Below are 24,420 nucleotides of genomic sequence, written 5' to 3' on the forward strand. Positions count from 1 at the left end.
CCATCTATATAAGTTGAACTAATGAATATTTACACTAGCCACTCCGATGACAGAACAATCTTCCGATCACTGTTTTGCCCAATTTTTTCATCCTATTTATCAAAAGTGAAAATCTGGTCATAAAGGCGAACGCTCCGCTTCTCCAGCTTATTTCTGTCCTCTACGTTATTTTGTAAATGTTTAGTTCAACTTATCTATTCTACTTTATAAAGTTTATGACACATGGACTATTCCAAGTTCGCATGACGCCCAAACATGTCTGCTCCAGTCATACTCTTCATTTCCATCATGGTGAGCACCAGTGCATCCATGCTCAGCAGCAGCCCCTGTTCAAACAGTGAGCCCATCGGCTGAATGGTCACGGCTGCTCCGGCGGTCGCTGTATCCTCTTTGGCGGAGGCCGGAAGACGAACCACGGTATCTGACAACTGCCCAATGGTGGACTCTGGTTTAATTGTGATCAGACCCACAGGAGCCCCTGCTTTACTGGCCTTCTGAGCCATCGCCGCCAAACTGCCTGTCTCCCCTGAGCCTGAGCATAACAAGAGGAAGTCTTTCGGGCTGATCCCTGGCGTAACGGTCTCCCCAACTACATATACCCGAAGCCCCATCTGCATCAATCTCATGGCAAAAGCCTTGCCCATCAGACCGGATCGGCCTGCTCCTGCCACAAAAACCTGTTCGGCAGCCAGAATATGTTCCGCCATGGCCTGCATCTCCGAGTCGTCGATCTGGCTTAGCGTACGTTCCAGCTCTTTCAAGATGTCCACTGCGTATTGCTCTGTGCTCATCTGTCTTACCCTTGTTGAACCAGACGTTGCATCTCAGCTGCTACTTTGGCTTTGTCAGCTTGGCCCGTAATACCGCCACCCACAATTACCAGATCGGGTTGTGCTTTAATCACTTCAGGCAATGTTTCCAGCTTGATGCCACCAGCTACAGCTGTTTTTGCATTTTTTACGGCTTGTTTGATCGTTTGCAGATCTTCGAACGGGCTTTGTCCTTCAGCTTGCAGGTCATAACCTGTGTGTACACAGATGTAATCTACGCCAAGCGAATCAACTTCACGAGCACGCTGTTCAAGGTTAGGCACGTTGATCATGTCCACAAGAACTTGTTTGTTTTGTTTCTTCGCTTCTGCTACTGCACCTTTGATCGTACTATCATTGGTTGCCCCAAGCACAGTGATCAGATCCGCACCAGCCTCAGCTGCTTTCATGATTTCATAACCACCCGCGTCCATAATTTTCAGATCGGCGAGTACTTGCAGATTAGGAAAGGCTTCTTTCATCGCTTTAACCGCATGCAGTCCTTCATTAATAACGATTGGCGTACCAATCTCAACGATATCAATATATTGTTCAACTTCTTTAACAAGTGCAATACCTTCAGGGATGTTTACCAAGTCCAGCGCCAATTGCAATTTCACGATTCATTTCTCCTTTGTTGTTCAAATATGAGTATGTCCTGTAAAGGATGTTAAATATTTAGCCTGCACCGTTCACCCAGTTCAGATGCATGCAATGTTTGTCATGGCTACTTATTCATTGTAGAACCTGACTATCGATTAAGGAAGTACGCACTTTGAAGTCAGGTAGTTACTTGCACGAAACTATTGAATAAAAGCAGTTGTTATATGAATTCCAAACCATCTCGAAACGGCTTCCCATTTCAGTAAGCGACCACAGGTCGGTTACCCTGATACACCAAACTTGCAAGGGCTAAGGAATCTACCGAACGCTAAATGACAGATTCGAAAGGGTTGCAAATTGTAACGAACTTCAGTGATGTTATTTCGGTGAAAAAACGGCTTCCAAGCCTCAAAAACGACGTAATCGATGAAATAACGTCTATGAGATTCGTTACATCTCAGAACGGTGCAGATGGGGGCAAATAATGTGTGCCAGGTTCGTTAGCCCTTTTTACATCTCAGCATAAAGACCCTGCCACAAAATACAAGGCAGGGTCTTTTTCCATTTTTCAATTCAGCAAGATGGTCCATATCAATCCTGAACTCAATGTGAGTCCCAAGCTAATATATCGCAAATCCAGGGTTTACAGATAAACAGGTTTCACGCATACCGGCTTGGATACACCTGTGCTGTGACCTGTGTATTTCAAACGTCCGCTCTCCTGATCTACTGTAAAGGAAACGATATTGTTGGTATCACGGTTAGCTGCGATCAACAGTTTGCCATTCGGAGTCAAAGCAAAGTGACGTGGGTGTTCACCCTCAGCAGATACATGCTCAACCAGTTTCAAATGTCCTGTTTCGGCGTCTACTGCGAATACCACGATGCTGTCATGCCCGCGGTTCGAACCATATACGAAACGACCATCGTTGGATACGGCGATTTCAGCTGTTGTGTTCTCACTGCCGTCATAGCCGTCAGGCAATGTGGACACGGTGGAAACCTCTGTCAACGTGCCTGCTGCTGCATCATAACGGAAAGTCGTAATAGAAGAATCCACTTCGTTAATAACATAGGCGAATTGACCGTTCGGATGGAATGCCAAGTGACGAGGTCCTGCACCCGGATGTGTTTTGGTTTCACTGTGCAGTACGAGTTCGTTCTTGTCTGCATCAATGGAGTAGATTGCGATTTTATCCGCACCCAAATCCTGTACCATCATGTATTTGCCATCCGGGCTGAAGAACGCGGAATGCACATGCGGCTTGTCCTGACGCTCAGGATGCGCACCTTTACCTTCATGTTTCTTCTCATCCAGAAGCACGCCAACTTCACCGTTATCCGTCAGGGCTTGCAGACCCACCAGACCACCGTGGTAGCTGGAAAGGATCAAGTAACGTCCGGAAGGATCACGTTGGATATGACATGGCGGAGCCGAAATGGAGTCATGACGATTCAGCAACGACAATTTTCCTGTAGAAGGATCAATGCTCAGAGCTACAGCTTCAGACATTTTATTACCTTCGGCAGACGCCGTTTCACCGATCGCATACAGTTTGTTACCTTCAGCATCCACGTTTACAAACGTTGGATTTTTCACGCCCGAGATGCCGTCAAGCTTGGAGAGGTTACCTGTATCCTCATTCAATTCATATGCGTAAATGCCCTCATTTTCCGCTTCGGCATAAGAGCCGACCAATACGAGCAAGCGTTTTGATTCACTCATTACAGTTTCCTCCTCTATGTGTATGTAATCTGGTTGCACCTCTTCTATAATAAATCTGCCATATCAAAATAGCAATCCACTGCCTCTGCGCATCCATCAAAGAAGTAGCCTCAAACATAAGCTCATTAAACAGGTCAATACCAAAATCCATTCCGACAAAGATCAACTTCTGCTATGATAAAATAGGTTTTTCATCCAGAAAGGACTGAATTTTGATTGTTTAATTCATTTCTGCTCACGTTATATCATGTATTTCTGCCCATATCCCTTCCGGTAATCGGAGGCATTCTGCTAAAACAGTTCAAAAATTGGGACACTCGGCCGCTGTCGACCTTTTCCCTTTATATTTTGAGCCCTGCGCTTATCTTTGATACACTGCTGCATGCCGAAATTACATGGACAGACGTAACAGGCACGTTCTGGTTCTCTATCATCAATCTGATCGCCCTGTGGGCACTAGCTGAACTGCTGAGCCGAGTTTTCCATCTTGGGGCAAGCGAAAAAGCAGGACTTACCCTTGTCTCCACGTTTACGAACTGCGTGAATTATGGGCTCCCGCTTGTATTGCTTGCCTTTGGACAGCTTGGATTGGATAAAGCTTCGGTATATGTCATCGGACAGATGATCATTGTTAACACAGTAGGAATTTTTTTTGCTGCCAGATCTGAATTCACGGTCAAAAATGCGATTCTGTCCGTCTTCCGTATGCCTTCCATCTATGCTGCTTCGATAGCCATCATCCTGCGTGCATCCAATCTGAGCTTGCCAGTGGCACTGGATGGAGGCATCTCCATCCTCGCAGCCGGTTACTCCCCTGTCGTACTAGCCATTCTCGGTGCACAGATGCTAAGACCGCGCGGTGCCTCCGAACCTTGGAAACCCAACGTTCGCAAAGCATTCTGGACGGGGCTTGTCGTACGACTGGCCGCAGCGCCAGTACTCTCATATCTAATCCTGACTGCACTTCAGATTGAAGGAACGTTATTCAGTGTGCTGCTGATCCTGGCTTCCATGCCAACTGCAGTGAACGCAGTCATTTTGGCCGAGCAATTCAATGCATCTCCGCAGTTTGTGTCTCGCTGCATTCTGTGGACAACCGCTGCCTCCATGGTCATTCTGCCGATTATGATTGTGATGTCTTCCTGATCAGCACGGGAGCTGGATTTGAAGACATTGCTGCCTGCTTGCGTTTCTCCAACCGGCGTTCAAAGCGGCGTTTAAGTGCTCTGACATAAAAAAACTTAACGACAAAGTAAGAAATAACACCCAGGATGACTCCAAAGACGGACATGCCTGCCAAAATATCCAGACCACCCAGCAAAAGTTCACTTAGCGCGGACCAGTTGCCGCGAAACAGCTCCATAAAGGCACTCTCATGAACAAGCCCCTGCCCCATGCTGTGCGCCGGCAATATCCAGGAACCGATTTGCTTGGCAAGCGGCATCAATATGATGGGCAGGAACGTTAGCTTGCCGACCACGTTGCCCACAATAGCCGCTGGCAGCGAGCCACCGGACAAACGTACAATGGGATAGAACACGAGATATACCAGTGACGCTGTCGAAATGACGATCAGTTCCAGACCAAAACCCAAAGCAAAGCCGGTAGATACTTTATGTGCCCCGCCGGGAGCACGTAACAATTTGAGAAAATTAAGCTTCAAAGCACGTGTTAAACGCGCAAAACGTGAGTTTTTGCTTTTCTGTAGGTTCATACCGAACTTCCCCTTATCTTACACAAATGACGGTCAAGCCGCCTATTCTTCAGTATATCACACCGCGTTAACCCCTGCTGTTATAATCACTGGCTGTGTCTCGAGGGCAACGTTACCTGCTACCGCTCTGGAGATCATGCAGGACTCTTCTGCTTTATGTGCCAAGCGCTCTGCCTTCGTTACATCAGCATCAGATGCGTCAGCTTTGAGCACAATGCGAGGTCTGTGTATGATCCGTTCGTACGTAAATACGTTATTGGTAACATCGACCGTCGCTTCGGACTCCAGTGTCAGCTCATCCGGTGTAATATCCGATCGCTCCAGCATTGCTGCCAGCGTAATTAAATAACAGGTGGAAGCTGCACCCAGCAGCATTTCATCCGGATTGGTACCGGTACCCGGACCACCCATCTCCTGTGGAATCGAAATGACTGTTTTTAACCCGCCCGCATCAATATGCCCTTCACTGTTACGTCCACCATTCCAAGTAGCTTTCAGGTGAAAAGGATGTTTCATTATATTCATTCCTTTCAAATTAGACACGGACACATGCTATAGATTGTTCATTCAGTGCGTTAACCTGCTCTTCCACTAAGCCCAGATCCGTTATTACTTTTGCCACACTGCCGAGCTCCGCCACTCTTGTAAAAGCCTGCACGCCAAACTTGCTCGAATCTGCCAGCAAAATAACTTCATCAGCGATGCTGATCATCTTCTGCTTCACCAGCGCCTGCAATTCATTCGACTCACTGATACCCTTGGTCAGATGTACACCTTTGCAGGATAAGAAAACTTTATCCACATGATAAGCATCAAGCGAACGTTCAGCAAGCGGCCCTACAAATGACAGGGACTTTGATGCAAGCTGCCCGCCTGTCGCGATTACACGGATCTGTTCCTTGTTACTCAGCTCCGCCGCGACCTTAATGGAGTTGGTTAACACAGTGAGTGGTATGTTTGGCAGACCTGCTGCCATATACCACGCCGTTGTACTGGCATCCAGCGCGATCCGGTCACCAGGCTCTACCATTTTCACCGCTTCGTCCGCAATTCTGCGTTTCTCTTCTGCATGAGTTACAGCCCGCTCCGGATAAGGGATTTCCGACTGCCCCTCTTCTTTATATTTTACGCTGACAGCCCCGCCATGGGAACGTCTGAGCCTTCCCGCCTGCTCCAGCTTGTCCAGATCACGACGGATTGTCTCTTCCGTTACGCCGCAGCGCTCACTAAGCTCGGTTACACGCATACTTCCCTGTGCATCTACCCATTCCACAATTTTCTCATAACGTTCAGCCACGAGCATCTTCATTCACTCCAAACCGTTGATTATCCAAGATGAATCCTGTTCATCCCATCATACCACAGTGCCCCTGGAAGGAGAATTTCATTGAGGGCGCAGAGGGTGCAAAAAAGAGGGAGCTTATGCTCCCTCCATTTTCAATGAAATAGTGTCTTATTTATCGTCAGCCATAGGGAACCAGCCCGGTGTGTGGATGATTGCATTCCACAGACCGTCAGGGATAACCAGACGTTCCTGATCCGATTTGGTGAGAATCGTCTCGATATCTTCCTCACGTCCGCTTTCGATTTTCTCAACCCAGTCAGGCTCGATAATCAGCTCACGACCAATGGCAAGCAGTGACACACCACTTTGAAGAGCTTCAACTGCCTCATCTGCGGTATGGATGGCCCCTACGCCAATCACAGGCAGTTTACCATCCACACGGTCAAGAATAAATTCAATTCTGGAGCGAGTATCTGCTTCACCTCGTCTTGGTTTGGACCAGAACTCGTTGAGGGATACATGCAGGTAATCCAGATTTTTATCTTTCAGCGCATCCACCAATGCATACGTCTCTTCCATGGTCAGTCCCGGTGTTTCCGGCTCTTCTGGTGAGAAACGGTATCCAACGATAAACGGCAGTTTCGTATGTGCAGCTACCACCTTCTGGACTTCATCCACCACAGCCAGTGGGAATGTGAGACGTTTCTCGATGCTTCCACCCCAACGATCTTCACGTCGGTTGGAATGCGGAGAGAAGAACTGCTGAATCAGATAACCGTTCGCACCATGAATCTCAACACCGTCGAATCCAGCTTCAATGGCGCGGCGGGTTGCTTCTCCAAAGTCTTTGATGATGGACGTAATTTCGTCATCAGACAGCTCTCTTGGTACAGGAGATCCGGGACGCTCACTGGCAACAGCACTTGGAGCGGCGACTTGACCCGCTGGTACCGCTTGTTCTGGCGTGAGACGACCTGCATGGAAGATTTGCAGTACGGCTTTGGAACCTTGCTGCTTAATCGTATCGGCCAGACGTTTCAGACCGGGAATAAAGCTATCATCATAGCTACCAAATTGAGCCGGAAAACCAATTCCATTCGGAGTTACATGAGTTACCGCTGTAACAGACATACCAGCACCGCCGGTACGACGTGCATAATAAGCAAGTTCAGCGTCTGATACAGTACCATCGGGATTCGATGACATATGAGTCATGGGAGCGAGCACGATCCGGTTTTTCAGTGTAATGCCGCTTGGCAGTGAAACTTGTTCAAACATTGGGCTATACTTTGGATTCATTCGTGGTTCCCTCCTGATTAAATATCTCTTTTAATAGATATATGAATATATGCGTTCGCTTACTGTAATGATTATAGTTACGTTTTACTCACATTGCAAATTTTCATTTTTCACCCCCTATTCATTCCATGCTTATAGGCTCGTTGCTCCTTTCATTTCCTGCCTTTTTTCCATTACACTTGTTCCTTCTTTCTCAACCCAAAAAGACGGAGTGTCTTACGACCCTCCGCCTCATTACACTCCTTGCTCAGCTTAGAAACTGCGTACGTATGCCAGCTTCTGGTCCATCTCTTCCACACATTCATAACAGTCATGCTCATCATTGGCTACCATCGGAGTAACCGGATACAGATTCATCTCTGTACTGTTGTAGGATTTCAACAACGGCAGCAGCTGGGTCACGCGTGTGTTCGCCGGATCCAGCCAGGTATTGATCTCTTCTTCAGACAGAATCGCCGGCATTTTGCTGCCAAACTCCCGTGTAACCATGTTCGCACCCGCCATCAGCATCGTGCAGGTACGCAGTGGTTGTTTGCGCGTATCTTTCCAGACCTCGTATAATCCCGCAATGCCAAACAATCCGCGATCGGGCATAACGACACGCACCGCATAGCTTTTCTTGCCTTCCTGACGCCAGTAATACAAACCATTGCATGGGATCACACAACGCTTCGTCTCTACCAGCTTATAGTAGGCTGGATTCTCATGCACTGTCATGAGGTTGGCGTTGACTGCATCGCGTCCCCAGAACGGAATGAATCCCCATCGAAATTCGTCCAATACCCGCTCACCATCCTGATGCAAAATAATCGGTGTATGCTGGGTTGGGCTGATATTGTAACGGTTTTTGTAATAATACATCACCCGTTCAATTTTAAAATGATCCCTGACCTCATCCAAATCCGCTGCCAATGAAAAACGGTTACACATGCTCAGGCACTTCCTTTCCCTGCGTGAATTTGAATGTATTGTTTGTTATTGCAGGGAAATTATGCATGCACCTATGGACAGCAATCGACTTTTTCAGACGAAAAGAAGGTCTAATCCAGCAAAATCCTTTGTTTTCAACACGAAAACAAAGACTTAAGACTCATTTCAATCGATCTATTCCTTGTTACTATAATAGAGAAAAAATACAATTATTGGAGGTTTTAAGTATGAAAAGGAAGTTTCTCATGAGCATCATGTTGTTTTCAGCCATCGCGATGTTCGGCAGTACCATCTATGCGGCAACTTTTTTAACCTACGGCTACCCGAGCTCCACCATCCCGATTCGTACTTATAACTACGCCTCCGCGTGGCAAACCCCGATGGATGCCTCTCTCAGCAACTGGAACAATGCCGGTGCCAAAGTACAGTTTACCAAAACGAGCAGTTCCCCCAACACGATTACGGCCGGAAACTTCAATAACACAGCCTATGGTGTCAACTACGCCTCGGTGTCTGGCAGCCAGGTTGTAAGCTTCCGTATTGAATTGAACGCAACCACCATAACGGCTGATGCAACCAACTTGTCCAACTTTATTCAAAGCGTATTCGTTCATGAGCTCGGACACTCCGTTTGGCTCGGGGACAATCCCTCCACTACCAGCCCTTCCATCATGCTCTACTCCCGTAACCGGAACACAATGACACAGCCTCAAACCTTCGACATCAACAATGTCAGATCCAAGTACTAATCCGCTATTTTCAAACCCCTAAATCCAAGGAGGACTCCTATCCATGAAAAAAATTCGCGTATTGACGATGCTTGCCTCTTCCATTTTCATTTTATCTGCCCTAGGCTGCTCCCCAGCAACGACAAATACAGCTGCCACCAAGGATGAACCAATCACGATGATTGCTTCCGAGGACTTCCCGAGTTACTCAAGCATCGGCGATCTCTCCGAGAGAGCAAACACCATCGTTAGAGGCAGTGTCATCCAAACACGGGTTGAAGCATTGAATGATATGATACAAACCCCTTCTGTTAATGAAAGTGCTCTGGATGAGGAAACGAACCCGGGCGGTGAGGATATTGTTCCTTTTGATAAAATCTATACAATCTATACCATTAAGGTTGCTGAATGCTTCAAGGGGACTCATGCTGCCGGAGACACCATTGAAGTGAAACAGCTTGGCGGACAGCTGGGAAATACCGAGATTATTAACGATGACAATATCAAATTCATTCCTACCAAAGATTATGTACTCTTCCTGGAAACGTATGAGGACACCCCTGCCAGCCTGCTGAATTCCGTGCAAAGCCTGTATGTGATCAAACCCGCAGCCAAATCCACTCAACCGGGTGAGCAGGCATTGAAGTCCGACGTTATTGTGAGCGCGAACCCCGAGAATGATCTCAAATTAAGCATCGATGAGCTCCAGGAAATCCAAAGCCAAAATCAGAACAAATAACCTCGTTGGGCATGGATCTATCTCCCTCCTCCTACTGTTCAGTCATATAGCAAAAACGTGCCGCTCAGTAGAAACTGGGCAGCACGTTTTTTTAGTATTGATGGTAGCCTATGCCTGTTTGGTACGTGATAACTTATTCACTATATTTGTTGAGATCATATTTAATGTGATATTTATTTATGTCTCACTTATCCCTCTTATCCCCCGCTTCCCTAACTGTACAATGATCTAAATTGCTGCGGTGTCATCCCGATATAGGTCCGAAACATACGAATAAAATAACTGCTGTGTGTAAATCCGCACTGAGAAGCAATTTGTTTCACGGATAATTCCGAGTCTACGAGCATTCTTTTTGCGACCATAATGCGGCAATCCAGCAGATATCTGCCCGGCGGAACCCCCATGATGTTCTTGAACATGCGATTAAAATAATACATGCTGTATCCCGCAGTATCCGCCATTTCAGCAAGACTTAACGGGTGTGTGCAGTGACGACGAATATAATCAGCAGTAGAACGAATCGTATCCTGATGGTTCAGTAAAGACGCCCCTTCAATTGACTCTGAATTCCGTGCCAGTTCAACTAGTAACTCATACAGTACCGCCGATAATTTCGGTTCATGCACACTCTCATAACCTGCACCGAGCTGGCATAATTGTTCATGCAACTCCTCGAAATGGTCCTCTCCAGAGAATGAAAATAGCCACACTTTATCCGGATTCCGCAAGTCTAACAGCCGCTCCAGATCGTGAGCTTGCAGATGAATCCATCCGATATCCCAGGGATCAGTTGGATCGGCATAATATTGCTGTGCCTGTCCCGGCGCATATAGAAAGCCTTGTCCAGCCGTTAAGCGGACGTTCCCCTGCTCGGTCCTCACTTCACCCTGTCCGTTAAAAACCAGATGCAGATTATACTCCCGTATTCCGTGCGGACGATGTTCCTTGTGCTCTGGATCAAGATATCTTCCGTAGGCTACCGGATAACATGCATACCCTGCATATCCTGGCTCCGGCATAAACCAATGATTTCGCATGTGTTCTTCCTCCAAAAATAGCAAGATCATGATACCCTACCGCAACATGTTATTATATTCCCCTCTCATTATCCATTATAAAATGAAATAGACTCGACACTTCTCCACAAGATGATGATAGTGGAGTCAATAAGCACGGGCTTGACCGTACTTAAAAATCATTATTTTTCTGACCAAAGGAGCGTAACATATATGAACCAAAACCGACCTGTTCAAATGGGCGTTGATTATTATCCCGAACATTGGGACCCTCATCTGTGGGAACAGGATGCCAAATTAATGGCCGATAGTGGTGTACGTATTGTACGTGTGGGTGAATTCGCCTGGAGCCGAATGGAGCCTGCCGATGGGCAATTCGAATGGTCATGGCTGGATCAGGCGCTCGATACCCTTCATCGTAACGGGCTTCAGGTGGTGATCGGCACACCAACGATGACACCTCCGCGCTGGCTCATCGACAAGTGTCCCGATATTCTGCCAGTGCTGCCAAGTGGACAGCTGTACCATGAAGGAGTTCGCGGCCATCGCTGTTATAACAGTCCGAGCATGCGAACGTACAGTGCACGAATTGTTCAGAAGCTGAGCGAGCGATATGTAAGACATCCGGCTGTAATTGGCTGGCAGACCGATAATGAATTCAGTTTCACAGATTGTCAGTGCACTGCATGTTCTGAGGCTTTTCGCGAATGGGTTCGTACCCGTTACAATACACTAGAGCAGCTCAACCAGGCTTGGGGTACCGTTGTCTGGAGTGGAGAATACAGCGATTGGGAACAGGTGACCCCACCCTATGGCGGCTCTCCGTTTCAGAATCCTTCGTTCCTGCTGGACTACTCCCGTTTTCAGTCGGATTCCATTGTAGCTTTTCAAACCATGCAAATCGAGATCATTCGGCATAACTGTCCAGATCATTTTGTCACTCATAATTTTCATAGCTATCCGCAAAAGGCAGATCAATATAAAATCGGTCAGGATCTGGATTTCGCTTCTTTTGATTACTATCCCAACCCTTCACCGAACAAAACAGACACCGCACCTTACAGTGGCGCATTGTCTTTAGATCTGACACGTGGCATCAAACGCCGCAATTTCTGGATCATGGAGCAGCTAAGCGGACCTCCGGGATGCTGGTTTCCAATGTGGCGCACACCACAGCCCGGCTTCTTGCGTGCTTACTCATGGCAGACTATCGCCCGTGGAGCAGATGCGGTCGTGCATTTCCGCTGGCGCAGTGCCACTATTGGAGCAGAACAGTTCTGGCATGGACTGATTGATCACAGCAATGTTCCAGGGCGACGGTTCAAGGAGTTCCAGCAACTGTGTACCGAAGTGAACAGTCTGGGTGAACGCCTGCAAGGCTCTACATTGCAGAACGAAGTGGCCATCCTGCATTCGCATGATCAGTTAAACGCTCTACGAATTCAGCCACAGGCCGAAGGTCTGGAGTACTACGAAAATATTAAAGTATGGCATCGTGCCTTGGCCAAATGGGGAATCAGTACAGATGTTATCCATTCCTCGGAAGCGCTGGATGGCTACAAAATCATCATCGCTCCGCATTTGTATTTGCTGGACGAGAACACCGCGGAACGTCTGCAAGCTTTTGCAGCGGATGGTGGCATATTGGTCTTAACGCATCGCACTGGTGTCAAAAACGATAACAACCGCTGTGTCATGGCGTCACTTCCAGGTATGTTATCTGCCTGCTCGGGCGTGCGTGTTACCGAATATGATCCCGTCGGTGGTGACCAAATTCAGATTCGGGACGAGAAGAGCAACATATATACTGCTTCACAATGGGCTGATGTGTTGGAACTGGACACGGCACAGGCGATTGCGGTTTATGCGGATCAATTTTATGCCGAAAGTGCGGCTGTCACCCAAAACAACTGGGGTAAAGGTGCTGTCTATTATGTAGCGACCCAGCCGGACGAAGCTTACCTGAGCCAGTTATTGCGAACCATCGCTGAACAATGTGGCCTCTCCGAGATTCATTCTCTGCCAGACGGTGTCCAGGTGACAACTCGCTCAGGACCGAATGGAACGTTTCGTTTTATCCTGAATTTAAGTCCTGAATCTGTCTCCATTCCGTTGCAAGCATCATACACCAGTGCCTTGGATGGAACTATAAAGGGAACTCGATTGGAACTGGGGCCGTATGATATCGAAATCCTGGAGATTCAATAATATGTAACATCTCTGCAGATCAAAACAAAATGAACCATGAAAAGGCCCGGTACACACGTCAAGTGCATACCGGGCCTTAAAGAATTGGCAAGAACACCGTAAACCCATCTTACTTGATTACAACTTGATGAAATCAGCCATGGAACGAACCTGAATGGCCCCTGCCTTGGAGACAGCACCATCAGATCCTTGCAATTCCTCTCGGGATGTGAACTTGACCTTCACCGGAATGCCAGGAATAAGGTCGAAGAAATTGTCCGAGAACACCCCTTCTGCTTCAGTAGAAATCCACACTTGTTTGGCAAGCACATCACTTTCCAGAACCAGATATACGCCATCATTCTCGGTAACTTCGGTTACTTTAATTTGCGCTGGTTGCAGTGCAATGTCCTTTGATGGTGCAAAATAATGCTCCTGTGTGATGTCGGCTGCCCCATCCTGCTTCAGATCCATACGCAGCAATGTTGTTGCAGCATCGCGACCTTCCAGCCATTCCGTCTGATTCAATGACAGCACCTGTTGACCAGAGTTGGATGACAGAGCGACTTCATGCTCTTCCTCACGATAGACCGTGCCATCAAAGCCAATCAGGCGTACCTGGAGTTTGCCTTTCACAGGTTCAAGCTGATCCGAGATGAGATAAATATCCGTCACATCTTCCTTCGTACCGTCTACCGATACCAAAATATCGCTGAAGCTGCGTTTCGCGTAATATTGCAGCGCTTTCCAACGTCCGAAATAATCCATACCCGCCCATGAAGCCACCGGCCAGCAATCGTTCATCTGCCAGTAGAGCGTTCCCATACAGAACGGTTTGCGACGACGGTGAGCTTCAATGGCTGTCTTCATCGCCTCAGCCTGGAGTACTTGGCTCATATAGAGGAAGGATGGGAAATCCTTCGGTTCATGCATGTACATATCCATGTATTGTTTGATCAGACGATTACCTGCCCCGTTCTTCTGATGCGCCAGCATGACTTCAGACTCTAGTGCCAGATCCTCTTCCTCCGCATACTTGCGAACCGAATCATATTCAGGGAAAGACTGAAAGCCATACTCACTCATGAAGCGTCCAACATGAACATTGTAATTCTCAAAGGGCTCCACATTATGCCACACACCCCAATAGTGGATATCCCCTTCCGATGTGGAGGGGTGAGCATGCTGCTTGTCGTCACCCGACAGGGATACCAGTGGTGAAGAAGGCCAATAATCCACACCAGGTGCATAGGTTTCGACCACTTCCGGCAAAAGATCATGGAAAATAGCTTCGTAATCCGCCCAAATGCGTTCTCTTTGCTCGGCGTTGTAATCTTTTTTCCAGCCCCAGCCGCCATCCTCAATGTAATGTGCCCACGCTGAATCAATCTCGTTATTACCACACCACAGCACAATGCTTGGATGATTACGCAGACGTTTCACATTATCAATCGCCTCATGCTTCACACTGTTCAGGAAAGCCTCGTCTCCAGGATACATGCTGCAAGCAAACATAAAGTCCTGCCATACGAGCAACCCATATTCGTCACACAACTCGTAGAATACGTCTTCTTCATAGAAGCCACCACCCCATACACGGAGCATATTCATGTTCGACTCGGCAGCAGATACAATCTCATGCAGATAACGCTCACGTGTCACTTCGGTTATGAAGCTGTCATTGGGAATGTGGTTCGCCCCTTTGGTAAAGACAGCAACTCCGTTTAACTCAAAATAAAAGGATGCTCCCGCTTCATCTTTGTCACGAACCAGACGAATGGACCGAATACCCGTTTTGACTGTAGACTCAGCCACAGCCTGTTCGCCCTGAATCACTTCCGTATGGAAAGAATACATATGCGCGTCACCCAGTCCACGGCTCCACCACAGCTTCGGCTCATTCATGGAGATTGCAACTTCCACAGTCTGGACACCCGGTTTAAGGGTTACAGCCTGCTCCCAGCTATGTCCGTCTGTTCCTACTCGAATAACCGTTTCTATCGATTGTGTAGACTCCACTTCCACGACCGCAGTGAGCGAAGCGGAAGCAGCGGTTACTTCATTTTGCTGAATGAATACATCATTAATTCGTATGTTCGTCCAGCCTTCAAGGCGTGCTTCACGCCAGATTCCGCTGGTTACAAAACGTGGACCCCAGTCCCAACCATAGTGATACGGGGCTTTCCGTGCAAAAATACTCACTCTTTTGTCGCCTAGTCCCCCCACGTCGGATTGATCATTCGATGCAGGCAGGGCATATCCGAGCTTCTCCAGCTTCGGCAGATCTTCATGGATCGGAGAACGAAAGCGTATTCGTAAAATGTTGCCATTTGCCTTTACAACGGATTTCACGTCGACTGTCCACACCCGGAACATATTGTCTGCCGACAATACATGTTGTTCATTTACATACACATCTGCATATGTATCCAGACCATCAAAAACCAGCTCCAGATGCTGCTGCGACAGCAGTGCTTCATTCACATCAAATTCGGTACGATATTCCCAGTCTTTCTTATCGACCCATTGAACTTCTTTTTCGTTAGTTCCATAGAAAGGGTCCGGAATTTTACCCAGTTTCAGCAAATCCGTATGCACACAGCCGGGTACGTGAGCCGGCAACCATTCCTGATCTTCACAAGCCTTGAACGTCCAATTCTGAAAAGTCTGCGATTGTATTTTGCTCATGACAGCCTCCGTTATCCTTATTGAAGTAGTTTGAAAAACACTTTGTTAGGTTTTGTTATTATAAAATCAAATAACTTACAAAACAAAATTAACATGATATGCTCAATTCAGTCAATCTGTTTTGTAGATTATTTCTAAAAAATATATCCGATAAACAAAAAAGACATGAAGCCCAATGTCTCCATGTCTTTTCATCCCAAGTTTATAGCGCATTGGCGTGTGCTATTTTTCTCATTACCGATTCACGTTCGTTAACTTTACGGCAAAATAGCATTGTACTCATCACGAATGATTAATTCCGAATAGATCAGCTTTCTTTCAAAAGGCCCGTCCGGATGCTCCATGCGCCATAATAACTGGTCCACCGCACGTCTGCCCAGATTTTCCTTATCGATATGCATCGTAGCAAGAATAGGCTCTGCTGTACGGGTATTATCGAATCCGGTTACTGCACAGCGCTCCGGCACCTCAATGCCTCTGCTTTGAAGTGCACCAATCACAACAGCGGCCATGTGGTCGTTAGCACATACCATCACTTCGGGGATATCCTCCATCTTCATACCCACAATCGATTCCCGAATGTGATCCAGATCAGGTCCCAGCAAATCTGCTTGCTGTGAAACCTGCAGCTGCATCTCTTCCAGTACCGAACGATAACCGAGCCATCGCTCTCTGAAACTGGCTGCATCAGGCAATTGGCCAGCAAACTGCAGCCGTCTGTAGCCTTTTCCAACGAGCATCAGAACCAGTTCCTGCATGCATTTCATGTTATCTGTAAATATCGTGTCTCCATGAATTGCCGGGTCTTCATGATCAACCATCACAAGTGGAATATGCAGTCGATAAATCTCGAGCAATACGGATGTGGAGATGGAACCGACGGTAATAATTCCGCTGATGGCTTCAGGATTAAGCACAGAAAACATGCGATCCGAGGAAGGTTCCGTCAAGGTTAGGATATCCATGCCCTTCTCATTCAGGCGTGCAGATATTCCATCAAAGATGGGACCCCAGTACAGGGAGGAGCGATTCTGAGAACGAATGTTAGGAAACAAGATCAGAATAGTCCCCTGTCTATCTATCTTCATCTCCTGTTCAGCAGGGGTTTCCACTAGATAACGTTTCGGTTCCGCTTTGAAATATCCGAGCTGTCCTGCCGTCCTGACAATCATCTCCCGGGTATGTTCACTGACACCAGGTTTGCCGGTCAACGCACGAGAGACTGCGAATTTGGATACCCCCGCAGCATCGGCAATTTGCTGCATGGTTACTCTTTTGGCCATCTTTCTCACCCGTTTTTCCTTTATTTTTCATTTAGTGTAGCATAAAAAAAGAGATTCAACAAAACAAGTTATGAAAAGTTTCATTTTGTTAGGTTGAGGATTTGCTATAGATTTTTAAAATTGCTCAAATAAATAACAAAAAAAGTTCCTCCACCACCTTCACAATGAAGTTGATGGAAGAACTCTTGCTTTATTTCTAAATTATACGCCCGGTGCTCCCTGATCTCCCAGTTCGGTCTGCAATGCTGTCCGCTTTCTGCGCCAGAATACCGGATAAGGGACTTTGATCTCCGTTATCAGGACACCAATGAGCATCAGTGCTGCACCCGCATACCCTTGCAGTGTAAGGGACTCCCCTTGAAAGGTAAATGCAAATGCTGCTGCAAACAGTGGTTCGAGCGAAAAGATCAGACTCGTTCTCGTTGGTGATGCATGCCGCTGGGCCAGAGTTTGCAAAATGTAGCCAATGCCGCTGCAAAGTACCCCCAGTCCTATAATGGCAGCCCAAGATTGTGGTGTGTCAGGTAAACGTGGTGTCTCCAGGAGAAATGTAGCAGCCAGCCCCCACAGGGCCGCAACGCCTAGTTGAACCGTTCCCAGCGTTAGTGGATCATGCTTCGGCGTATACTTGCCAGCAATCATAATGTAGATCGCGTACACTAATGCTGCGAGAATGCAAAGGATATCCCCCATATGCAGACTAAGCTCATGTTGAAGTGTCAACAATGCAAGCCCGGTTACCGCCACGAGAATACTTATCGTTAACCGCAAGTCTGGCATTCGCCGGTGCAGAATTGTCGTCAGGATGGGCACAAAGATCACTGCCAAACTGATCAAAAAACCTGCCTGGGAAGCCGTTGTGCGCTGTACTCCATACGTGATAAATACAAAGGCAGCGAATAACGCTGTTCCCATAATAGCCCCTGCTGCAAGTGTTCTGCGGTCCATTTGGAACAGTCGCCGATGGAAAAGAACAGCCGCCGCGATAAAGGCAATTCCAAACCGGAAAGCGACCAAATTCAACTCCTGTATGGACTCCAATCCTGATTTCATAAACAGATAGGATGATCCCCATATTACCGTTGCGAGCAGCATCTGCAAATCCGCTCTTCTTGATGCCTGACCTTGTGGTGCACGTACTCCGTTCATCTTGCTTCGACCTTCATTCTATGTATTGTAATCTGACCAAGGCTCTGTCGAACTAACTCGCCTTGGCAAGTATAAACGATCTCTTTGCATTATAAAAATGAATATTTATAATAGTTAATATGAAATAAAGTCATGTATTAAATGAAGAGAGGAACGGAATCTTTCATGTCATTGGTCAAATACGAAATTTTGAATGCCGTAGTGGAATACGGCAGCCTCACCAAAGCAGCAGAAGCATTGAATATTACCCAATCTGCCGTCAGTCATGCCATCGCCAGTCTGGAGACCGAGTGTGGTTTTTCACTGCTGAATCGAGGCCGCTCCGGTGTACGACTTACTGCTGAAGGGGAACGTATTCTGGGCTATACTCGTGAAATTCTGCGGTGGACGGAACTGATGAACCAGGAAATTTCATTAATTCGCGGCGCCGAGATTGGAACCGTGCGTATTGGCACCTTCGCCAGTGTATCCACGCAGTGGCTGCCTGGTATCCTGAAGCAATTTCGCCTCGGTCATCCCGGCATCGAAATTAAGCTGTGGGAGGGGGACTATGCTGAAATTGAAGGCTGGCTGGCTGGAGGTGCCATCGATCTTGGTTTTCTGTCCCTTGGCGATTCTTCACCTTTTGAGACGATTCCATTACAAAAAGACAGGATGATGTGCATCCTGCCTCTGGAACATCCACTCGCTACGGAGAAGTCTGTTTCATTTGATGTACTGCTGGAACAACCCTTTATTTTGCCTAAATGGGGTGGTGATAACGAGATCGAACGGTTGATCCGGCAGCATGCGGCCAAGCTGAATGTGGTCTATGAGGTCGCCGAAGATCAGGCCATCATGGCGATGGTTCGAAACGGTCTGGGCATCAGTCTCTTGCCTGAAATGGTTCTTCAACACCATACGAACGAGCTCGCTCTTGTTCCTCTCACTGGAGATCCTTTTCGTACCATTGGCATCGCATGCCCGTCTCTCACCAATCTGTCTCCTGCTTCACGTCGTTTTATCAGAGCGGTACAGGAATGGCTAACTCCATCGTTCTAACCGACGTTACTTATAAATTGTATAATGCCAATGACCAGCATGAGAACAAATACAACGGCAATCACAATTGCAAAACCAATCAGGAAGCGTACACCGGGTGAGCGTCTGTTCGCATGTTGAGCTTCTGCCAGGTAATCCAGCTTCTGCTCAAGCCGGTCAAGTCTTTCGTGCACTTGTTCTTGTTCGTGATTCGAATTCATCCAATCATCTCCTTTAGATTAATTGTTATCGCTCGATTACATTAGTTTTACTCCCATACTCGATCCAGTTGATCTGCATAGAAACGGATGGCTCTGCTGTAGTCGGTTATTCCCTTATCTTTTGATGTTTCGGCCAGTTGTACAAGCAGCCGTCTCATAGCCTCCGCATGCTCGCCCAGATTGTAGAGCACCATGGCAAGAAAAACTTCAAATTCCCGGTTCTCCGGGAATTCATTTAACCCCTTTTCAAACCAGGCCTTCGCCTGCTCATACTGCCCCAGAGTCCGATATGTGCTGCCAAGTCCAAGTATGGCACCTGTCCTGTCCTCAACCGGAAGCCCCAGACTTAGAGCCTTCTCATAATGCGGTACTGCTTCCCGCTCCAGTCCAAGTGAATCATGAGCCCAAGCCAGCTGGTACCAAACCTGTGCATTGTCCGGTTCATGTAATGCCAGTTCCTGCAGCAGCTCTATCGCCTCCTGCATTTTCCCCTCCGTTCTCAAGAGGATAGCCTGCTGTAAATCATTCATTTACTCCACTTCCCATTCTTCCAAAATCATTTTCCATAGTATAATTATAACAAAAAAACACCCCGAGAAGTACGCCCGGGACAACCAGAGGTTGTCCAAGCCTATTCTACAGCGTGCTTTTTCGTAAGATGCCAGCTACCTTGACATCTTCATATTCGAATATTTCACAAAAGTACAAAAGTGATGAGTTGCTCAGGACCAGGTTGTGTTTGCCACCATGACAATGAATACAACCATGAGATAATTGACGGAGATCAGAAAGTTAACCTTGGCCCATTTCTCATTATCCTGAGTTTTCAATCCGCTTAGTGTATGGACAAACCAGATCAGACCACCAATGACGGATACAAGCAGAAACACAAGCCCAACGAAGTTGTAGTAATACAACAGAAATACAGCAGGCAGCAACAGAAACACGTAAGGAATCATCTGCACCTTTGTACGCTTCACACCTTTGACTACCGGCAACAGCGGGAAACCGGCTGCACGATATTCTTCCACTCTGCGAATCCCGAGTGACCAGAAGTGAGGTGGCTGCCACAGGAATAACAGTGCAAACAGCAACCAGGCACCTGCATCAATCTGATTGGTTACCGCGCAATAACCGATTACAGGCGGCATCGCCCCCGCAATTCCACCCAATGACGTACTCCAGGTCGAGCTGCGTTTGAGCCACATCGTATAGATCACGATATAAGCAAACCATCCGAGCAGTGCCATCCAACCGGATAACGGATTGACCAGGAAGTATAGCAGCACAAAACCAACCACACCCAGAATAATTCCATACCCCAATACAAACTTGGGTTTAAGATGATTGATGTAATCAATCCGTTTTTTGGTACGCTCCATCTTCTGATCCAACTCACGATCCCAGTAGTTGTTAATGACACAAGCCGAAGCGATGACCAAGGTTGATCCAATCAACACCATGAGCAGAGATATCCACGAGATATCCCATTTTGAAGCGACCCAGAACCCTACCGCTACCGCAAACACATTCAGCCGCAAAAGTCCGGGTTTCGTTAATGCAATCATGTCTTTAAGCATGAGAAGCCTCCTGAACTATGTAAAAACACCATTCCTATAATGATACATGTACATACCATGAATTACAATCTCCTTCATGAATTTGTCATAAGCAAAAAGCATCCCTGCCGGTTCAATGAAACCGGAGGAATGCTTAACCGTTGCATTTGATCTAATTTTAAGGGATGTACTGCTGTACAATTTTTGTCACTTTGCCGTCCTGCACAGTGAGGTGATACGGGAATACGGACAGATCAAGAATATTGGTATTGTCATACAAGGATTCAAACTTGCTGAGCGCCACGGACTCATTCCATTGAATAGTAGTGCCCGACACTGTTCCATCACGATCATACAACTGCATCAGCACTTCAGCATTCGCACTTACTTCTACCTTTTCCTGCTCTTTGCTGTCATTGACAATATAATAACCATCAGGAGCACCATCTATACCCGAGTCCGGATTGCGTTGTTCAAAAACTTTATCGGCCTCTTCCCCTTGGTACCAGCCAATCTTGTCTACAATTAAATACAATTTACCGTTCTCATGCTGTATGTCATTCACATACGCTGTAAACATCTCGGAGTTAGCAGCCTGCGCTTTGGCAGAAGCCTGTACAGAGTCCCTGCTCTCCTCAGCGTTCGCTGGTGTAAGTAAATATGTAGCAAGCACAATCATGCCAAGCAATGCAACAGCCGCACCCAGCATTCGTAATTTCCATTGTTTCGCCGCGTTCTTCATAGGCAGCATCTCTCCTTATTATGAACGTTACTATTCCTTAACCGGAAGGCTTACTCTTCAAACGCTCATATGAATATTTACTCTTTCTTTTACTCTCTCTATCATAACGGGTGTACACCCTGCAAAAGTATCAGCCAGATGAAAAATAGTTACAATAGATGTCATCAAAAAGAAACCCTGAATGCCATGGCATCCAGAGTCTCTATTGGCTTAGCTTTTCGTTGCAGCTAAATTTTAATGATTCGGGGTTGAACCTTGTGCCAGACGCACAAGCATATGAGCCAGCATATGGCGTTCTTCCTCTTTCCCGACATTCCACAGTTCTTGCAGCAACTTCTCTTCACGGTTACGCGGCTCTTCCCGGGCTGCCAAATAGTCTGCTACTTTCTCGGCAATTTTGGCCATCTGCTCCTCACCTAGTCCAATCGATTCTCCCATTGCAATTCGTTTGCCCAGATAGCCTTTAAAGGTATCAAAATTCTGTAAAATCTGTTCCCGTTCCTCCGGCGCAATCTTATCAATCGCATTATCTACCTTGTCAGTTGAAACTTGGCCATCCTTATGGATAACATGATTTTGTTCATTCATCTGAAAAACCTCCTTGAGAATAATTGCTTTGTGATATGTAAGCAAAATGCTTAATCATACCAGGTTATCTATAATATAAACTTCTCGCTGGAGATTAATCAGACCATTTCTATCCTTTATCCATCTATTGTCTCTTTAGGGATGCTTCGTAATCGCCATACTACCAGAGCTCCCCACATATACAGTATGGCACTCAGATAAAATAAAACATCAATCGTCAGCCAATCAATCAGCACACCGCCTACAATAACCGCAAATCCTGACACGGCGGATGTCCAGAAATGATAGTGACCTACAGCTGGGCCACGCTGCCCAGCCACCGTATTATCGGCGAGCAGCACTCGTTCACTCATTCGCTGCATCGCATTGCATGTCCCCATCAACATTTGCAGCAGCAGCACCCAGATATAGGATATGACCCATGGAAATGCAATCATGGCTGCGGCCATCCCCAGTGAACTTACCATGAGCCACTGCTTGGCATGTCGATCCATCCGGGGAGCGAGCCATTGTGAAGCAGCAGCCGAACTTATTGTAAATACAGCAAAGGCAAGCCCATATTTGGAGAAGCTGTTACCCAGATTTTTGAGAAACAAAAGATAATACGGATAAATCATGCCCGAAGCGAGCGTAACGATACTTTGAGATCGAACAAGCCACTTGATATTCATGGATGATTTCCTCCATACTGCTCCATAAAATAGTTCATAAAAAGATGATTGGGGTCAACCTTTTCTTTGGCTGCAAAAAACTCATTCTTTCGTGGATAGGCCTGTTCGAACTGCTCTGGAGTTGCATAACCTGCATAGGGCAGATAATATGTTCCGTTATATCGAAGGACGGCATGGATCAGCTGCTGCATACTTTCCTTGAACTTCCCTTGTTCTTCCTCGGACAATGAAGCGTGAAATAAACAGACAAGACCGAACATATCCTGCGTTGCATAAGAAAGCACAGCTTCTTCATCATGTTTCACATACCTGACTGTAATGTTAAGCAGATCCAATTGCTCCTGGGATACAATCTCACCCATCTCCTGAACAAATGCGGGAAAGGCATCAACCGGAATAAAATATTCCTGCAGCAGATCATTTTCGCCGGGCTGGTGATACTCCATAAAGGCAGACGCAGAAGCCATCGCATTGTTTCGGCTGAGCCTCTTGCCATCCTGTGACTCGAAGTATCGCTGCTGCAGCGGCCAAAACCAGGCCTGCCCCCACTCGAATTCACGGTTCAGGTTGAATAGAAGTTTGCTCGTGAGCACGCCCCTTTCACGTTCATCCAGATGATTATAATCATCCAGTGAAGCCGTAGGATCATAGGCATAATTCAATGCATACATCTCGCGAAAGTAACCTTCACCCGGCTGAACTGAAATTCGGGCCAGATGCATACGCATCATCGGGTCTCCCAGGATATTCTTTTGAAAATAAGACGGGTAGTCCTCAACCTGCACCTGCTCCGTTGTGAGACGATAGACTTCGTCATCCGTTAACGTCAACGTAACGTCCAGAATTACGCCAAACAGTCCGTAACCGCCGAGAACAAGCGGGAAAAGCTCGGCATTCTCGGTGCGACTTATTTGCCGAATTAGACCGTCTGCCATCAAGAGATGGAAGGAATCAACACTTTCAATCAAGGAACCCTGCTGAAGCTCTCGACCATGTGCATTTACACTGATAGATCCGCCTACGGTGAAAATATTTTGGGACTGCATATTTTTGACCGCCAATCCATATGGATTAATGGCTCGCTGTAGGTCAGCCCAGGTCGCTCCAGCCTGCACACGCACCTTTTTGGCATCGGCATTGACTTCCAGCACTTTGTTATACGAGGTCATGTCTATGACAATGCCGTCTTTATAATAGGTGTGTCCTCCCTGACTATGGCGCTGCCCGGCAATCGATATCGTCAGGTTTCGCTCTCGGGCATCCTGGAGCAGTTCAACGAGCTGCTGCTCTTCATGACCTTTCACCACACGTTCAACCTTAACCGGATGAAGGCGGCTGTAGTCGGTAATCAGATACGGATTCTGATCATCGCTATCTGTCCTCCAATATGTCCACACACATAAAATCAGAAGTAACAGGAGCATGCTCGTTTTTTTGAACAGATGAACTCCTCCTCCCCTAAC

24 protein-coding genes are annotated in these 24,420 nt (G+C 47.0%); 5 read left to right on the forward strand and 19 right to left on the reverse strand.

Annotated elements, in window-relative coordinates:
- Window positions 1-227: 227 nt before the first annotated feature.
- From hxlB to HW560_RS25760, 3 genes are all read right to left on the reverse strand, one after another.
- Window positions 228-791, reverse strand: a complete 564-nt coding sequence (gene hxlB, locus HW560_RS25750) for a 6-phospho-3-hexuloisomerase (RefSeq protein ID WP_090896572.1) — start codon at window positions 789-791, stop codon at window positions 228-230.
- Between the two features lie 5 nt (window positions 792-796).
- The gene (gene hxlA / locus HW560_RS25755; RefSeq protein ID WP_063563327.1) at window positions 797-1,429 is read right to left on the reverse strand and encodes a 3-hexulose-6-phosphate synthase; all 633 of its coding nucleotides are present in this window, start codon (window positions 1,427-1,429) and stop codon (window positions 797-799) included.
- A gap of 626 nt (window positions 1,430-2,055) precedes the next feature.
- Window positions 2,056-3,138 (reverse strand): lactonase family protein, encoded by a 1,083-nt coding sequence (locus HW560_RS25760; RefSeq protein WP_090896569.1) that lies wholly within the window; start codon window positions 3,136-3,138, stop codon window positions 2,056-2,058.
- 216 nt (window positions 3,139-3,354) lie between these two features.
- Between HW560_RS25760 and HW560_RS25765 the strand changes: the two genes are divergently transcribed.
- Window positions 3,355-4,284 (forward strand): AEC family transporter, encoded by a 930-nt coding sequence (locus HW560_RS25765; protein WP_179265088.1) that lies wholly within the window; start codon window positions 3,355-3,357, stop codon window positions 4,282-4,284.
- Here the strand turns inward: HW560_RS25765 and HW560_RS25770 are convergent.
- The 5 genes from HW560_RS25770 to HW560_RS25790 all read right to left on the reverse strand — a co-directional run bounded on the left by HW560_RS25770 (window position 4,262) and on the right by HW560_RS25790 (window position 8,366).
- Window positions 4,262-4,852, reverse strand: coding sequence for a DUF2062 domain-containing protein (locus HW560_RS25770; protein ID WP_090896561.1), 591 nt, complete (start codon window positions 4,850-4,852; stop codon window positions 4,262-4,264). The genes HW560_RS25765 and HW560_RS25770 overlap by 23 nt on opposite strands.
- Before the next feature lie 57 nt (window positions 4,853-4,909).
- Window positions 4,910-5,368: an OsmC family protein gene (locus tag HW560_RS25775; protein WP_090896558.1), complete on the reverse strand. Its 459-nt coding sequence runs from the start codon at window positions 5,366-5,368 to the stop codon at window positions 4,910-4,912.
- 19 nt (window positions 5,369-5,387) lie between these two features.
- Window positions 5,388-6,155, reverse strand: coding sequence for a DeoR/GlpR family DNA-binding transcription regulator (locus HW560_RS25780; RefSeq protein ID WP_090896555.1), 768 nt, complete (start codon window positions 6,153-6,155; stop codon window positions 5,388-5,390).
- A 150-nt stretch (window positions 6,156-6,305) separates the two neighbouring features.
- Complete coding sequence (locus HW560_RS25785; protein WP_179265089.1) at window positions 6,306-7,436, reverse strand: NADH-dependent flavin oxidoreductase; 1,131 nt, start codon at window positions 7,434-7,436, stop codon at window positions 6,306-6,308.
- A gap of 252 nt (window positions 7,437-7,688) precedes the next feature.
- Window positions 7,689-8,366: an SOS response-associated peptidase gene (locus HW560_RS25790; protein ID WP_024632055.1), complete on the reverse strand. Its 678-nt coding sequence runs from the start codon at window positions 8,364-8,366 to the stop codon at window positions 7,689-7,691.
- 227 nt (window positions 8,367-8,593) lie between these two features.
- Between HW560_RS25790 and HW560_RS25795 the strand changes: the two genes are divergently transcribed.
- Together HW560_RS25795 and HW560_RS25800 are read left to right on the forward strand one after the other, a co-directional pair.
- On the forward strand, window positions 8,594-9,115 hold the full coding sequence (locus tag HW560_RS25795) for a zinc metalloprotease (protein ID WP_090896550.1): 522 nt from the start codon (window positions 8,594-8,596) through the stop codon (window positions 9,113-9,115).
- A gap of 43 nt (window positions 9,116-9,158) precedes the next feature.
- Complete coding sequence (locus HW560_RS25800) at window positions 9,159-9,833, forward strand: hypothetical protein (protein WP_179265090.1); 675 nt, start codon at window positions 9,159-9,161, stop codon at window positions 9,831-9,833.
- A 212-nt stretch (window positions 9,834-10,045) separates the two neighbouring features.
- On the opposite strand, the gene HW560_RS25805 is transcribed toward HW560_RS25800, so the two are convergent.
- A complete protein-coding gene (locus HW560_RS25805) occupies window positions 10,046-10,870 on the reverse strand; it encodes a helix-turn-helix transcriptional regulator (protein ID WP_179265091.1) in 825 nt (274 codons plus the stop codon).
- A gap of 192 nt (window positions 10,871-11,062) precedes the next feature.
- Here HW560_RS25805 and HW560_RS25810 point away from each other — a divergent pair, with 192 nt between their 5' ends.
- On the forward strand, window positions 11,063-13,057 hold the full coding sequence (locus tag HW560_RS25810; protein WP_179265092.1) for a beta-galactosidase: 1,995 nt from the start codon (window positions 11,063-11,065) through the stop codon (window positions 13,055-13,057).
- 117 nt (window positions 13,058-13,174) lie between these two features.
- On the opposite strand, the gene HW560_RS25815 is transcribed toward HW560_RS25810, so the two are convergent.
- The 3 genes from HW560_RS25815 to HW560_RS25825 all read right to left on the reverse strand — a co-directional run bounded on the left by HW560_RS25815 (window position 13,175) and on the right by HW560_RS25825 (window position 18,156).
- Window positions 13,175-15,724: a beta-mannosidase gene (locus HW560_RS25815; protein ID WP_179265093.1), complete on the reverse strand. Its 2,550-nt coding sequence runs from the start codon at window positions 15,722-15,724 to the stop codon at window positions 13,175-13,177.
- A gap of 257 nt (window positions 15,725-15,981) precedes the next feature.
- On the reverse strand, window positions 15,982-17,007 hold the full coding sequence (locus HW560_RS25820) for a LacI family DNA-binding transcriptional regulator (RefSeq protein WP_090896536.1): 1,026 nt from the start codon (window positions 17,005-17,007) through the stop codon (window positions 15,982-15,984).
- 201 nt (window positions 17,008-17,208) lie between these two features.
- Window positions 17,209-18,156, reverse strand: coding sequence for a DMT family transporter (locus HW560_RS25825; RefSeq protein WP_090896534.1), 948 nt, complete (start codon window positions 18,154-18,156; stop codon window positions 17,209-17,211).
- A gap of 165 nt (window positions 18,157-18,321) precedes the next feature.
- On the opposite strand from HW560_RS25825, the gene HW560_RS25830 reads away from it, so the two are divergent.
- Window positions 18,322-19,197, forward strand: a complete 876-nt coding sequence (locus HW560_RS25830) for a LysR family transcriptional regulator (RefSeq protein ID WP_090896530.1) — start codon at window positions 18,322-18,324, stop codon at window positions 19,195-19,197.
- On the opposite strand, the gene HW560_RS25835 is transcribed toward HW560_RS25830, so the two are convergent.
- The 7 genes from HW560_RS25835 to HW560_RS25865 all read right to left on the reverse strand — a co-directional run bounded on the left by HW560_RS25835 (window position 19,194) and on the right by HW560_RS25865 (window position 24,381).
- Window positions 19,194-19,397, reverse strand: a complete 204-nt coding sequence (locus HW560_RS25835; protein WP_090896527.1) for a hypothetical protein — start codon at window positions 19,395-19,397, stop codon at window positions 19,194-19,196. The genes HW560_RS25830 and HW560_RS25835 overlap by 4 nt on opposite strands.
- Window positions 19,398-19,444: 47 nt before the next feature.
- Window positions 19,445-19,927: a tetratricopeptide repeat protein gene (locus HW560_RS25840; protein WP_090896526.1), complete on the reverse strand. Its 483-nt coding sequence runs from the start codon at window positions 19,925-19,927 to the stop codon at window positions 19,445-19,447.
- A gap of 192 nt (window positions 19,928-20,119) precedes the next feature.
- A complete protein-coding gene (gene cyoE / locus HW560_RS25845; RefSeq protein ID WP_179265094.1) occupies window positions 20,120-20,977 on the reverse strand; it encodes a heme o synthase in 858 nt (285 codons plus the stop codon).
- A 157-nt stretch (window positions 20,978-21,134) separates the two neighbouring features.
- Complete coding sequence (locus tag HW560_RS25850) at window positions 21,135-21,698, reverse strand: hypothetical protein (protein ID WP_090896521.1); 564 nt, start codon at window positions 21,696-21,698, stop codon at window positions 21,135-21,137.
- Between the two features lie 234 nt (window positions 21,699-21,932).
- Window positions 21,933-22,286, reverse strand: coding sequence for a DUF3243 domain-containing protein (locus HW560_RS25855; protein WP_090896516.1), 354 nt, complete (start codon window positions 22,284-22,286; stop codon window positions 21,933-21,935).
- Window positions 22,287-22,402: 116 nt separating this feature from the next.
- On the reverse strand, window positions 22,403-22,957 hold the full coding sequence (locus tag HW560_RS25860; RefSeq protein ID WP_179265095.1) for an MFS transporter: 555 nt from the start codon (window positions 22,955-22,957) through the stop codon (window positions 22,403-22,405).
- Window positions 22,954-24,381, reverse strand: coding sequence for an FAD-binding oxidoreductase (locus HW560_RS25865; RefSeq protein ID WP_090896509.1), 1,428 nt, complete (start codon window positions 24,379-24,381; stop codon window positions 22,954-22,956). The genes HW560_RS25860 and HW560_RS25865 overlap by 4 nt, the downstream gene beginning before the upstream one ends.
- Window positions 24,382-24,420 lie beyond the last annotated feature (39 nt).

This window comes from Paenibacillus sp. E222, assembly GCF_013401555.1.
In the GTDB taxonomy this organism is placed as follows: Bacteria; Bacillota; Bacilli; order Paenibacillales; family Paenibacillaceae; genus Paenibacillus.